Source organism: Streptomyces sp. DSM 116795 (genome assembly GCF_055792905.1).
On sequence record NZ_CM147707.1, the window covers coordinates 4592445 to 4605469 of the forward strand.

The window sequence follows — 13025 nt, forward strand, 5'->3', positions numbered from 1 at the left end:
CTGCCCTACGCTCCAACCGTGCCAGTGATTACTGGCACCGTACATGCGGCGAGACAGACAGACCCTCGGGAGGCGGCGGTATGGCGGCCGAGCGCGAGCACGAGCACGTAAGGGTGGCGGTGATCGGATCCGGATTCGGCGGCCTGGGGGCCGCCGTACGGCTGCGCCGCGCCGGAGTCACCGACTTCGTCGTCCTCGAACGCCGGGAGGCGGTCGGAGGCACCTGGCACGACAACACATATCCGGGGTGCGCGTGCGACGTGCCCTCGCACCTCTACTCGTTCTCCTTCGCGCCCAACCCCGAGTGGCCGCGCACCTTTTCGGGGCAGGAGCACATCCGCGCGTATCTGGAGGGCGTCGCGGACAACTTCGGGCTGCGGCAGCACATCCGGTTCAACTCCGAGGTCGAGCTGATGAGCTGGGACCCGGAGGAGCTGCACTGGACCATCACCACCGGGCAGGGCACTCAGCTCACCGCGGACTTCGTGGTCAACGCGACGGGCCCGCTCTCCGACGCCAAGATCCCGGACATCCCCGGCCTGGAGGGCTTCGGCGGCAAGGTCTTCCACACCGCGCAGTGGGACCACGACTACGACCTGCGCGGCAAGCGCGTCGCCGTCATCGGCACGGGCGCCTCCGCGATCCAGGTCGTACCGGCGATCCAGCCGAAGGTCGAGCGGCTCACCCTCTTCCAGCGCACCCCGGCGTGGGTGATGCCCAGGGCCGACCGTGAGATCACCGCGCTGGAGCGCAAGCTGCACGCGAGGGTGCCGGCCACGCGGTATCTGCGGCGTCAGATCCTGTGGGGCATACGGGAGTTGCAGGTCTCGGCCTTCGCCAAGCACCCGAAGATGCTCGGCCTCATCGAGGGTCTGGCAACCGGCCACATGAAGCGCGCCGTGAAGGACCCGGAGATGCGGCGCAAGCTCACCCCTGAGTACCGCATCGGCTGCAAGCGCATCCTGCTCTCCAACGACTACTATCCGGCGCTCGCCCGGCCCAACACCGACCTGGTCGACTCCGGTCTGAAGGAGGTCCGCGGCAACACCCTGGTCGCCGCGGACGGCACCGAGGCCGAGGTGGACGCGATCGTCTTCGGCACCGGATTCCACGTCACGGACATGCCGATCGCGCACCGCGTCAAGGGCGCCGACGGCATGACGCTCGCCGAGTCGTGGTCGGGCGGCATGGAGGCGCTGCGCGGCTGCTCCGCCCGCGGCTTCCCGAACTTCATGACCGTCATCGGGCCCAACACCGGCCTGGGCAACAGCTCGATGATCCTCATCATCGAGGCGCAGCTGAACTACATGGTCGACTACGTCAAGAAGCTGGAGACCCTGGGCGGCGAGTGGGGCAAGGCCGCTCTCGACGCCCGCCCCGAGGCCGTCAGGGCGTGGAACGACCACGTCCAGGACCGGATGCGCCGCAGTGTGTGGAACACCGGCTGCGACAGCTGGTATCTCGACGCCAACGGCCGCAACACGACCGTCTGGCCGGGTACGACCTCCGAGTTCCGCAGGGTCACCAGGGAGGTCCGGCTGGAGGAGTACGAGGTGCGGCGGCCGGCCTCGCAGAGCGGTGCCGCCGCAGCGGGCACCCGGGGTGCCGCCGCTGCCGTGCGGGTGCCGGGCACCGGCGGACGCAGCTCGGCGACGGCCGCCTTCCACGCGGCGGAGGAGGGCTGATGGCGCGCCTGACCGCATCATTGGGCAGGACACCCGGCACGTACGATCCGCCGCCCGCAGCACGGGAGTTGGCGGCCACCTCCGCCGACGGTGCCCGGCTCCACGTCGAGGTGCACGGACGTGACACGGATCCGGCCGTGGTGCTGATACACGGCTGGACCTGTTCTACGGCCTTCTGGGCCCCGGTCATACGGGAGTTGACGGCGAGCGGCCACCGTGTGGTGACGTACGACCAGCGCGGGCACGGCCGTTCGCCGGGTACGGGCCGGCACGTCTACGGCCCGTCCTCCCTCGCGGACGACCTGTGCGCCGTACTGGACGAGGCACTGGCGCCGGGCGAACGGGCCGTGCTGGGCGGCCACTCCATGGGAGCGATGACCCTCGTGGCCGCCGCCGGACGCCCCGGGCTTCAGCAGCGGGCCGCCGCGCTGATGCTGTGCAACACGGGCACTCACCGGCTCGTGGAGTCCGCACGGATCCTGCCGCTGCGCTCGGAGCGCATGCGTGTGCGCGCGCACCGGTTCCTGCTGCTCTCCAGGCTGCCGCTCGGTCCCGTATCGCCGTTGACGAGGAAGGCGCTGAAGTACGGGGTCATGGGCCCGGACGCGACGCCCGAGCAGGTCGACGCCTTCGCCCGCATCGTGCACGCGTGCAGGCCGCGCGAGCGCGCAGCCTGGGGCGCGGCGCTCGCGAAGCTCGACATCGGGGCGAACGTACGCGCACTCGGCGCACCCACAGCGGTGATCACCGGCACCCACGACCGGCTGACGCCCCCGGCCCTCGCACGCGGGATCGCCGAGGCGCTGCCGCACTGCACCGGCCTGCACGAGCTGCCGCGGCGCGGGCACATCACGCCCGTCGAGACGCCCTCGGAGGTGAGCGGGGTGCTGCGCGCTCTCGTACGGGAGCACCTCGCGGACGCGGCCGCACCGGCACCCCGCACGACCACGGAACCCCACAAGCAGACCCGGACGCGGAAGACGAAGGAGGAGACGCCGTGAGCGCACGTCGGAACCTGGAGGGCCAGGTCGCGGTCGTCACCGGAGCGGCCCGCGGTGTGGGCGAGCTGCTGGCGCGGAAGCTCTCCGCGCGGGGGGCGAAAATCGCGCTGATCGGCCTGGAGCAGGACGAGTTGAAGAAGGTCAGCGAGTCGCTGCGCACGGAGTCCGAGTACTGGCACGGCGACGTCACCGACCACGAGGCCATGACCCGCATCGCGGGCGAGGTCGGGGAGCGGTTCGGCAAGGTCGATGTGGTGGTGGCCAACGCGGGTGTCGCCAGCGGCGGTCCGTTCGTCGACTCCGATCCCGTCTCGTGGCGCCGCGTCATCGAGGTCAACCTCATCGGCGGCGCCGTCACCGGACGCGCCTTCCTGCCCCGACTCATCGCCTCCCGCGGGTACTTCCTGCAGATCGCCTCGCTCGCGGCGATCACCCCGGCGCCGATGATGAGCGCGTACTGCTCGTCGAAGTCGGGGGTGGAGGCGTTCGCCCACTGCCTGGGCGCGGAGGTCGGCCACAAGGGCGTACGGGTCGGCGTCGGCTATCTGTCCTGGACGGACACCGACATGGTGCGCGGCGCCGACGAGGACGAGGTCATGCGCGACCTGCGCAAGCGGCTGCCGTGGCCGGCGAACCGCACGTACCCGCTGGGTCCGTCCGTCGACCGGATCGTGGCGGGGATCGAGCGCCGTTCGCGCCATGTGTACGGGCAGTGGTGGCTGCGCGGCATGCAGGGCATCCGGGGCTATCTGCCGCCCGTCATCGGCGCGGTGGGGCAGCGGGAGATGCGGCGCTTCGAGCCCCGGCTCGCCGAGACCGGCACCCGCACCGGGCTGGTCGGCGCGGGCGGCGCGGCGGACGAGGGCGAACGCGCGGCACGGCACTGACGGGTGCGCGGCGGCGCGGTGGCGCGGGCGCGCTGCCGCGCAGGCCCCGAGGACCGGCATCACGGCCCCGGCCCTCGCCGTCGCTACGTGGCCGACTCCAGATACACCGTTCCGCCGTCGGCCAGCGCCGTCAGCGCTGCGTTCCACAGGGGGCGTATGGACGGCGGGATCATGTCCGAGCCGATCTCGTCAGGGGCGCGGAACGTGCAGGCGGTCAACTCGCTCTCCTGCAGCAGGATGCCGGCCTGCTGTTCCTCGGTGAGCGCTCCCCCGTCGAACACCCAGTAGATGTGTTCCCGATCCGCACTCTTCACGTAGGCACACACCAGCAGGCGCCCGATCTCCTGGTCGACCGCGACCTCCTCGCGCAGCTCACGGCGTGCGGCCTGCTCCGGTGTTTCCCCCGCGTCGACGCCGCCGCCCGGGAGGTTCCAGCCCTCCTTGTAGTTGGGTTTGACGATGAGGTACCGCTGATCGCCGTCGTGAAGGAGCACGCCGGCGGACATGGTGGGACGGGCGGCATTCGGAGACATGTGAGACCTCGTGGTGCTGGCGTTCGGTTGCGGCCGGTCGGCCGGCCGCGGCGTCAGCCTGCAGTTTCCGCCGTCGGGCCACCGCGAAACCCCCGGGCCGGGGCCCTGGCGCGCGGGAGCGCGAACCAGTTCAGCCGCGAGGCGGCAGTGCCGGGCGGCTCAGGTCGGGGACGCGTGCGTAGTCGGGCGGTACGGCGGCCGGGTGCCGCTCCAGCAGGTCGAGCGCCGTGCTTACGGCCTTCTCCAGCACCGAGGGCCGTCCCTCCGCCCACTCCACCGGTGACCTGACGGCCTCGATGTCCGGGGCGATGCCGTGGTTCTCCACCGACCATCCGTACGCGTCGAACCAGGCGGCGTGCATCGGCACCGTGATCGTCGTGCCGTCGACGAGCCGGTGCTTGCCCGTCACGCCGACGACGCCGCCCCAGGTGCGCGCGCCGACCACGGGGCCGAGGCCGAGCAGCCGGAAGGCCGCGGTGATCATGTCGCCGTCGGAGGAGGTCATCTCGTCGGCGAGCGCGACGACCGGGCCGCGTGGCGCGTTGCCCGCGTAGCTGACGGGCTGCGCGTCCCGGGTCAGGTCCCAGCCGAGGATGGTCCGGGTCAGCGTCTCGACCACCAGTTCGCTGATGTGACCGCCCGCGTTGCCCCGTACGTCGATGATCAGAGCCGGGCGTGATACCTCCATCCGCAGATCGCGGTTGAACTGCGCCCAGCCGGAACCGCCCATGTCGGGGATGTGCAGATAGCCGCACCGGCCGCCGCTCAATTCCCGTACGACCGCCCGGCGCCGGGCGACCCAGTCCTGGTAGCGCAGGGAGCGGTCGTCGACGAGGGGCAGGACCGCGACCCGGCGCGGAGGCTGCCCGTCCGGGTTGGCGCGTCCGCTCCCGTCCGCGCGTCGGCTCCCCGCGGCGCGCCCGTTCCCCGATGCGTGCCCGTTCCCGGCCCCGTGCCCGTTCCCCGATGCGTGCCCGTTCCCGGCCCCGCGCCCGTTGCCGTCCGCGTGGCCGCGGGCGCCGTCGCCGCCGGGCTCCGGGTCGGGCTGCGTGAAGCCCAGCTCGACGGTCGTTCCTCCCGCAGCCGCCAGCAGCGGCCACGGCCCGGCAACCGCGTCCACCTCCCGCCCGTCGATGTGCGTGAGCACCGCGCCTTCCCGTACGCCGGTTCCCGCGAGCGGCGAACGGGCCTTGGAGTCGGAGGAGTCGCCGGGCAGGATGCGCTGGATGTGCCACTCCCCGGAGGGCGTACGGGCGAGGTCCGCCCCGAGCAGCCCGATGGGCCGCCGGTATTGGGCCGGGCCCTCGTCACGCCGAGCGGGTGTGACGTACGCGTGCGAGGTGCCCAGTTCCCCGAGGACCTCGCGCAGCAAATCGGCGAACTCGTCGGGCGACGCCACGCGCCGGACCAGCGGGCGGTACTGGTCGAGCACGGCCGTCCAGTCGATGCCGCACATCCGCGGCTCCCAGAAGTACGCCCGTACGATCCGGCCCGCCTCCTCGTACGCCTGCCGCCACTCCGCGGCCGGGTCGACGTCGTGCAGCACGCGGCGCAGGTCGATCCAGGTCGTCGTCTCCTCCTCGGCCGTCTCGGTGGCGGGCACGGCGCTCAGCTCGCCGTCGTCGCCCACGACGATCCGCGATCCGTCGCCGCTGAGGGAGAACCAGTCGGCGTCCTCGCTGAGTTCGGTGCGCTTCGCCGTGGCCGGATCGAAGTGTTCGAGGGTGGGACGGCCGGTGGTGTCGGCCGGGTTGGCGAAGGTCTCGCCGAGCGCGCCGGAGATCGGATGGCGCAGCCAGATCAGCCCGCCGCCGCTGACGGCCGCGAGCGCCGAGTACTTGGAGGCCGTCACCGGGAACGGCGTCACCCTGCTCGCCAGCCCCTCGGCCTCCACGAGAACGGGGCCGTCCTCGCCGGCCACGGGGTCCTGCGGGTCCAGCCCGCCCGCGGCCGGGCGGCCCTCGGGGGACAGGGCGAAGGGGGAGGGGGTCGCGGACGACAGCGGTACGAGATACGGGCGGCAGCCGAGGGGGAAGGAGAGGTCGCCGGTGTGCACGTCGTACACGGGGTCGAAGCCGCGCCAGGAGAGGAACGCCAGGTAGCGGCCGTCCCGGGTGAAGACCGGCTGTTCGTCCTCGAACCGGCCGTCGGTGACGTCGATGAGGTGCCGGGTCTCCAGTTGCGCGATCTTGATCTGGCTCAGTGAACGGCCCACGCCGGGGTGTGCCCAGGTGAGCCAGCGTGAGTCCGGCGAGAACGACAGGTCGTGGACGGGGCCGTTCTCCGACCGGATCAGCTCGCCGACCCGGTCGCCGCACTCATCGCCCTCTTCCGTGCCGGTTGCCGTGCCGGTTCCGACGTCCGGTTCGGTCAGCCCGCTGACGTCGAGCAGCAGCAGCCGCCCGTCGTGGCTCGCGACGGCGAGCGTCCGCCCGTCGGGCGCCGCGGCCAGTTCGCGCACCCGACCGAGCATGCCCCCGGCGATCCGCCGGGGCGGGCCCGTACGTGTCGCACGCGGCAGATCCGCGATCTCGACGGCGTCCTCGCCCGCCGCGTCCGTTACGTACGCGATCTTCCCCGTGCCGCCGAGCATGCACGGCATCCGCACCCGTACGCCGGGGGTGTCCGCGATGGCGCGGGCCGGGCCGTCCCGGTGCGTGAGCCAGTAGAGGCTGCCCCGTACGCACACCGCGCTGGCACGCCCCGTGGCGTCGGCGGCGAGGGCGTCGAGATTGGCGGCGGCGGGGATCTGGTAGGTGCGGCGTCCCGCGCGGGGTCCGCCCAGCGTGATGTCCAGCCGGCGGGGTCTCCCGGACGGCGAGAAGTCGTCGACGAGCCACAGGTCGCCTCCGCACTGGTAGACCACGCGGTGGTCGTCGCTGGAGGCGTTCCGGGCGTAGAAGTCGTCGTGGTCGGTGTGCCGGCGCAGGTCGGTCCCGTCGGGACGGCAGGAGTACAGGTTGCCGACGCCTTCGTGGTCGGAGAGGAAGGCGATGCGGGTGTCGTGGCCCACGAACATCACCGAGTCGAGATGCCCCTCCAACTCGGGCAGCAGCCGCTCGCCGTGCAGCCACAGCCGTCCCGTGGCGCCGCCCCGGTAGCGCTTCCAGGAGGCCGGGTCGTGCGGTGGCTTGCCCGTCAGCAGCAGGGTGCGGCGTACGCCGCCGAGCTCCGCGACGGCGATGTCGGCGACCGGGCCCCAGGGGAGGCGGCTGCCGGGGCTGCCGTCGGTCGGCAGGCGGTAGGACCACGTGCGGTAGTGGAACGGCTGTTCGTGCGAGGAGACGGCCAGCACGTCGCCCTCGGGCGTCCAGCCGCACACGCGCGCCTCCGGTGCACCCCAGTGCGTCAGACGGCGCGCGGGTCCGCCGTCGACGGGGACGATGTGGACCTCGGGGTCGAGGCTGCGCCAGGAGGTGAAGGCGATCCGTCCGCCGTCCGGTGAGAAGCGGGGGCAGGTGACGCGGGTCCGGTCGACCGTCAGCCGCCAGGCCCGTCCCCGTCCCCGTCCGTGGTCCGTTCTGCCGGCGGCTCCGGCCGGTCCTCCGCCTCCCGTGCCTCCCGGGGTGAGCGGCGCGACCCATACGTCGTCCTCCGCGACGAAGCAGACGAGATCGCGGTGCAGGTGCGGGAAGCGCAGATACGGCGGCTGGGCTGCGTCGTCGTCAGGCACGGCCGCCTCCGGTCCGCCGTCCGGAGCCCGGCGACGGGGCGCCCGGGGCTGCGGTCACGGTGAGACGGGTGCGGCGTGCGGCTCCCGCACGTGACGGCGGCGGATCGTGACGCATGGCCATATATGCCATGGTTCGAGCAGGTCCGCGTGGCGGCAACTCGTGAGCAGCGGCTGCATGAGACCGGGCGGGTCCGGGCGGGTCCGGTCAGGGCCGGACGGGGACGGCGCATGTCGGTCCCGTCGGGACGGCCAGGAGGAATGGCCGGACGGGACGGGCCGGACGGGGCGGTCAGACGCCCCGCAGCAGGGCGGCCAGGCCCATCTCCACGTCCGTCTCGCCGTGCTCCTGGCCGGCGGCGACCACGTCGTACGAACGCAGCAGGAAGCTGCGCAGATCCGCGCTGTCGAACTCGACGACGGCGACGCCTTCCTCGGAGAGCAGCTCGATCACCGTGCGGGAGCCGTCGCGCGGCCACACGTGCACATCGCCCTCTCCCGCGGGACCGTGCAGACCGGCGTCGAGCAGCTCACGGGCGAAGGCCCAGGCGACTTCCGCGCCGTCGAGGGACGCGTCGGCCGGGAAGACGATCCGGACGGCGAGCGGATCGGCGTCGTCGTAACGGAGATCGGCGCTGAGTTCCCTGGTCGCGGGCGGTTCGGCGATGAGTCGGGCCGTCACGGGGTGATCGAAGACTGCGGACATCCTCTGCTCCTATGTCGTCGGGCGGCACCGGCCGCACCGCTCCGTGTAGCCCTTTCCCCCTGAGAGACGCTCGGGGAGGGCCGGGAGTCACCGGAAATGCAGGGTGAGGTGTGCCACAGGCTGCCCCGTTCCGGTCTCCTGTGAACACCGGGCCGCCGTCGGGCATTTCGAGCGACATGGGCGCTCTTGCAATTAGTTTGCAGGAAGCCCCTATCATCGAACGGTTGTGTAGTGGCCGCAAGAGCCGGCCGAGCCGAGAAGCGGAGTGGCGTCATGCATGTGCCCGACGGATTCATCAACGCCCCCGTGTCCGTCGCCGCGGGCGCGGTCGCGGCGGGTGCGGTCGCCGTCTCGCTGCGCGGCGCGCGCCGCGAACTCGGCGGCGTGGCAAAGAAGTCGGACGTGGGCGTGGGTGTTGGCGGTGAGCGCACGGCGCCCCTCGCCGGGCTCGTCGCGGCGTTCATCTTCGCCGTGCAGATGCTCAACTTCCCGGTCGCGGCGGGCACCAGCGGTCATCTGCTGGGAGGTGCGCTGGCCGCGATACTCGTGGGCCCGTACACGGGGGTGCTGTGCGTCTCCGTCGTACTCCTCATGCAGGGCGTACTGTTCGCGGACGGCGGCCTGACCGCGCTCGGCGTGAACATCGTGGTCATGGGCGTCGTCACCGTCCTCGTCGCCTACGGGATCCTCCGGGCGCTGCTGCGTGTCCTGCCGAGCGGCAGGGGAGCCGTCACCGGTGCCTCGTTCGTGGCGGCGCTGGTATCGGTGCCCGCGGCGGCGATCGCCTTCACCGGGCTCTACGCGATCGGCGGCACCGCGGACGTCGAACTGGGCAAGGTCTTCGCCGCGATGACCGGTGTGCATGTGCTGATCGGCATCGGTGAGGCGGCGATCACGGCGGCAACGGTCGGTGCCGTCGTCGCGGTGCGTCCCGATCTCGTGTACGGGGCAAAGGACTTCGCCGCCCGGCCGCTTCAGCTCCGTACGGCGGAGGTGGCGGCTCCGGGGGGCGGCACGGTCCCGAAGCCGGCAGGTTCCGCGGCCGCGGCCGCGGCCGGGTCCGCGGCCGGGTCCGCGAAGGAGCCCGCGACCGACTCCGCGACCGACTCCGCGACTTCGCCCGTCGGCGAGCCCGAGACGGCCGCCGCGGCGTCCGTACGTCCCGACCGTCCCGCGCCTCCCGCCCGCACCAACCGTGGTCTGTGGCTGGGCGGCATGGCCGCGACCGTGATCTGCGCGGGCGTCGTCAGCTTCTACGCCTCGGGCAGCCCGGACGGCCTGGAGAAGGTCGCCGCCGACAACGGGATCGACAAGAAGGCCGAGGACCACGCCGCGAAGGACTCACCGCTGGCCGACTACGGCGTCGGCGGCATCGCGGACCCCCGCGTCTCCGGCGGGCTCGCCGGCGTCATCGGCGCTGGAGCCACCCTCGCGGCCGGCAGCAGCGTCTTCTTCGCGGTGCGCCGCCGGCGGGAAGCGAACTCCGCGTCGCCCGCGGCCGGGTCCGTGAGCGGCGCGAGCGGTCCGAGCGGCCGAGAAGCGGTCTGACATGGGTGCGGGCCATGCGCACAAGCTCTATCTGCACGGGCGTTCCCCCGTGCACGCGCTGCCCCCGCACTGCAAGCTCGCCGCGGTCTTCTGCTTCGTACTCGTCGTCGTCTCCACGCCGCGCGAGGCGATGTGGGCCTTCGCGCTGTACGCGCTGCTGCTCGCCGCCGTGGCCGGCGCCGGGCGGGTCCCGTACGGGCATCTGCTGAAGCGCATGCTGGTCGAAGTGCCGTTCGTGGCCTTCGCGTTGCTAATGCCCTTCGTCGCGAGAGGCCCGTACGTGGAGGTGCTGGGGATGTCGCTGTCCTCGTCGGGACTGTGGGGCGCCTGGAACATCCTGGCCAAGGGCACGCTCGGCGTCGCCGCCTCCGTGCTGCTCGCCTCGACGACGGAGCTGCGCGAACTCCTGCTGGGGCTGCAGCGGTTGAGGCTGCCGCCGCTGCTCGTGCAGATCGCCTCGTTCATGATCCGTTACGGCGACGTCATCGCGGACGAGATGCGCAGGATGCGGATCGCGCGCCTCTCGCGTGGCTTCAGTGCGCGCGGCGTGCGGCAGTGGGGAGTGCTGGCGAAGTCCGCGGGGGCGCTCTTCATCCGCTCGTACGAGCGCGGTGAGCGGGTCCATCTCGCCATGGTCAGCCGCGGCTACACGGGCACGATGCCCGTCATCGACGACGTGAACGCGACGCGCGCGCAGTGGACCGGGGCCGCGGCCCTCCCGCTCGCGGCGCTCGTGGTCTGCCTGATGGGATGGGCGTTGTGACCAGCGACAGCACGAGCGAGCGCACACACGGCGGCACCAACGGGGCAGGCGGTGCGGCGAGCCCTGCGCCCCCGCCCTCCCTGCACGTCTCGGGGCTCGCATACGCCTACCCCGACGGCCATCAGGCCCTGTTCGGCGTCGACTTGACCGTCCCGCGCGGTGAGCGTGTGGCGCTGCTCGGTCCCAACGGCGCGGGCAAGACCACGCTCGTGCTCCATCTCAACGGCATCCTGGAGGCCGGAGCCGGTTCCGTCACCGTCGCCGGGCTGCCGGTCGCTCCCGGGCATCTCGCGGAGATCCGCCGCCGGGTCGGCATCGTCTTCCAGGACCCGGACGACCAGTTGTTCATGCCGACCGTCCGGGAGGACGTCGCCTTCGGGCCCGCCAACGCCGGGCTGCGCGGCGCGGAGCTGGCCTCGCGCGTGCACGACGCGCTCGCCCGGGTCGGCATGGAGGGGCATGCCGACCGTCCGCCGCACCACCTCTCGTTCGGGCAGCGCCGCCGCGTGGCCGTGGCGACGGTGCTGGCCATGCAGCCGGAGATCCTCGTACTGGACGAGCCGTCCTCGAACCTCGACCCGGCCTCGCGGCGCGAACTGGCGGACATCCTCCAGCAGCTCGACGTGACGGTGCTGATGGTCACGCACGACCTGCCGTACGCGCTCCAGCTCTGCCCGCGCTCGGTGGTGCTGAGCGACGGCGTGATCGTCGCGGATGGCAGCACGCAGGAACTCCTGTGTGACGAGGGGTTGTTGGCCGCCAACCGCCTGGAGCTGCCGTTCGGCTTCGACCCCGGCTCGGTGCGCGTCCCGCAGCGATAGCACCATGGACGGTGCACGGACGACGGCACGAGTGGACGGACGATGGCGTGAACGCTCGAATCGCTGAGAACGCGGTGGACGTCCAGGGCACGGTCGCGGCCGGCTACGAGCCCGTCCGGGAGGCCTTCGCAGCCAACTTCGGCGAGCGTGGCGAGACCGGCGCGGCCCTGACCGTCCACAGGGCGGGGCGCATCGTCGTCGACCTCTGGGGTGGGCGCAAGAACACCGCGCACGAGGAGGGGGAAGACGGGGAGGGCGGGGCGGATGCCGGGCTCTGGCAGGAGCAGACCGCCGCCGTTCTCCGTTCCGCCTCGAAGGGTCCCGCCGCGGCCGTGCTCCATCTGCTCCACCAGCGCGGCCAGTTGGACCTGGACGCCCCCGTCGCCACCTACTGGCCCGAGTTCAAGGCGAACGGCAAGGAACGCGTGCTGGTGCGGCACTTGCTCGCCCACCGCGCGGGCCTGCCGGCGCTCACGGAGCCGCTCACCCCCGCCCAAGCCGTCGACGGAGTCAGCGGCCCGTCGGCGCTCGCGGCGCAGGCCCCGCTGTGGGAGCCGGGGACGGACCACGGCTACCACGCGCACACCTACGGCTGGCTCGTCGGCGAGCTGGTGCGCCGTGCGACGGGACGCGGGCTGGGCCGCTGGTTCGCGGAGGAGGTCGCGCGGCCGCTGGGGCTGAGCCTGTGGTTCGGGCTTCCCGCCACGCCCGAACTCCCTGACGGCGGAGTGGACTTGGCTCGCCTCACCGAGGTACCGACCCCGGAGCCGCCGCCCGCTTCGGGCCTGCGCGTCCGGCCGAAGCGGTCCGTGACACAGGCGTACAGCGATCCGGCGTCACTGACCAGGCGGGCCTTCGACGCGGTCGCTCCCCGCCCCGACATGAACGACCCGGCCTGGCTCGCGGCGGGGCTCCCCGGCGGCGGTGGCGTCGCGACGGCCCGTTCGCTCTCGCGCTTCTACGCGGCGCTCATCGGGCCCGTGGAGCCACTGCCCGGCCGCGAATCCGGCGCGGCGCCGCACGCCGCCCGGCTGGCGAACGGCCGCCACAGGCGCGGGAATCCGGGCGGCAGGCGTCTGTTCACACCCGCGACGCTGACGCAGGCACGCTCGCAGGAGTCGGGCGGACCGGACCGTGTGCTGGTCGTGGGCTCCCGTTTCGGGCTGGGCTTCATGCTGCACGGGCCGGGGGCGCCGATGCTCGCGAAGGGGTCGTTCGGGCATCCCGGCAGCGGGGGTTCGCTGGCCTTCGCGGATCCGGAGTCCGGCACGGCCTTCGCGTACGTCACCGCCGCGATGCAGCGCTCAATCACCTCGGACCCGCGCGCCCACGCACTCGTACGGGCGCTGCGCACGTGCGTCTCCGCTTCCGAGGGCCAGGCGTGACGCAAATGCGGCCAAATGGCAGCAAT

The 13025-nt window shown here is 72.6% G+C and carries 10 protein-coding genes; 7 read left to right on the top strand and 3 right to left on the bottom strand.

The window, feature by feature from the left end; all coding sequences use genetic code 11:
* Positions 1-80 precede the first annotated feature (80 nt).
* From ACSMXX_RS19870 to ACSMXX_RS19880, 3 genes are read left to right on the top strand one after another with little or no spacing between them, the layout of a single operon-like run.
* On the top strand, positions 81-1685 hold the full coding sequence (locus ACSMXX_RS19870; RefSeq protein ID WP_473180048.1) for a flavin-containing monooxygenase: 1605 nt from the start codon (positions 81-83) through the stop codon (positions 1683-1685).
* The gene (locus ACSMXX_RS19875; protein ID WP_473180049.1) at positions 1685-2686 is read left to right on the top strand and encodes an alpha/beta fold hydrolase; all 1002 of its coding nucleotides are present in this window, start codon (positions 1685-1687) and stop codon (positions 2684-2686) included. Before ACSMXX_RS19870 ends, ACSMXX_RS19875 begins: the two co-directional genes overlap by 1 nt.
* Positions 2683-3573 carry an SDR family oxidoreductase gene (locus ACSMXX_RS19880; RefSeq protein WP_473180050.1) on the top strand — a complete coding sequence of 297 codons (891 nt, stop codon included), beginning with the start codon at positions 2683-2685 and terminating at the stop codon, positions 3571-3573. Before ACSMXX_RS19875 ends, ACSMXX_RS19880 begins: the two co-directional genes overlap by 4 nt.
* Before the next feature lie 83 nt (positions 3574-3656).
* On the opposite strand, the gene ACSMXX_RS19885 is transcribed toward ACSMXX_RS19880, so the two are convergent.
* The 3 genes from ACSMXX_RS19885 to ACSMXX_RS19895 all read right to left on the bottom strand — a co-directional run bounded on the left by ACSMXX_RS19885 (position 3657) and on the right by ACSMXX_RS19895 (position 8482).
* Entirely contained in the window at positions 3657-4106 is a 450-nt protein-coding gene (locus tag ACSMXX_RS19885; protein ID WP_473180051.1) for an NUDIX domain-containing protein, read from the bottom strand.
* A 130-nt stretch (positions 4107-4236) separates the two neighbouring features.
* Complete coding sequence (locus tag ACSMXX_RS19890; protein ID WP_473180052.1) at positions 4237-7779, bottom strand: S41 family peptidase; 3543 nt, start codon at positions 7777-7779, stop codon at positions 4237-4239.
* Between the two features lie 289 nt (positions 7780-8068).
* Positions 8069-8482: an SsgA family sporulation/cell division regulator gene (locus ACSMXX_RS19895; protein ID WP_473180053.1), complete on the bottom strand. Its 414-nt coding sequence runs from the start codon at positions 8480-8482 to the stop codon at positions 8069-8071.
* Between the two features lie 273 nt (positions 8483-8755).
* On the opposite strand from ACSMXX_RS19895, the gene ACSMXX_RS19900 reads away from it, so the two are divergent.
* The 4 genes from ACSMXX_RS19900 (at position 8756) to ACSMXX_RS19915 (ending at position 12999) form a co-directional block, all read left to right on the top strand.
* On the top strand, positions 8756-10030 hold the full coding sequence (locus ACSMXX_RS19900; RefSeq protein WP_473180054.1) for an energy-coupling factor ABC transporter permease: 1275 nt from the start codon (positions 8756-8758) through the stop codon (positions 10028-10030).
* 1 nt (position 10031) lies between these two features.
* Positions 10032-10793, top strand: a complete 762-nt coding sequence (cbiQ, locus tag ACSMXX_RS19905; protein WP_473180055.1) for a cobalt ECF transporter T component CbiQ — start codon at positions 10032-10034, stop codon at positions 10791-10793.
* An 80-nt stretch (positions 10794-10873) separates the two neighbouring features.
* On the top strand, positions 10874-11614 hold the full coding sequence (locus tag ACSMXX_RS19910; protein WP_473184870.1) for an energy-coupling factor ABC transporter ATP-binding protein: 741 nt from the start codon (positions 10874-10876) through the stop codon (positions 11612-11614).
* A gap of 47 nt (positions 11615-11661) precedes the next feature.
* Positions 11662-12999 (top strand): serine hydrolase domain-containing protein, encoded by a 1338-nt coding sequence (locus ACSMXX_RS19915; protein ID WP_473180056.1) that lies wholly within the window; start codon positions 11662-11664, stop codon positions 12997-12999.
* The last annotated feature ends 26 nt before the right edge of the window (positions 13000-13025 follow it).

Bases quoted from the DNA above. Each gene is read 5' to 3' on its own strand.
- ACSMXX_RS19870 (WP_473180048.1), top strand. From the start codon at position 81: ATGGCGGCCGAGCGCGAGCACGAGCACGTAAGGGTGGCGGTGATCGGA.
- ACSMXX_RS19875 (WP_473180049.1), top strand. From the start codon at position 1,685: ATGGCGCGCCTGACCGCATCATTGGGCAGGACACCCGGCACGTACGAT.
- ACSMXX_RS19885 (WP_473180051.1), bottom strand. From the start codon at position 4,106: ATGTCTCCGAATGCCGCCCGTCCCACCATGTCCGCCGGCGTGCTCCTT.
- ACSMXX_RS19895 (WP_473180053.1), bottom strand. From the start codon at position 8,482: ATGTCCGCAGTCTTCGATCACCCCGTGACGGCCCGACTCATCGCCGAA.
- ACSMXX_RS19900 (WP_473180054.1), top strand. From the start codon at position 8,756: ATGCATGTGCCCGACGGATTCATCAACGCCCCCGTGTCCGTCGCCGCG.
- cbiQ (WP_473180055.1), top strand. From the start codon at position 10,032: ATGGGTGCGGGCCATGCGCACAAGCTCTATCTGCACGGGCGTTCCCCC.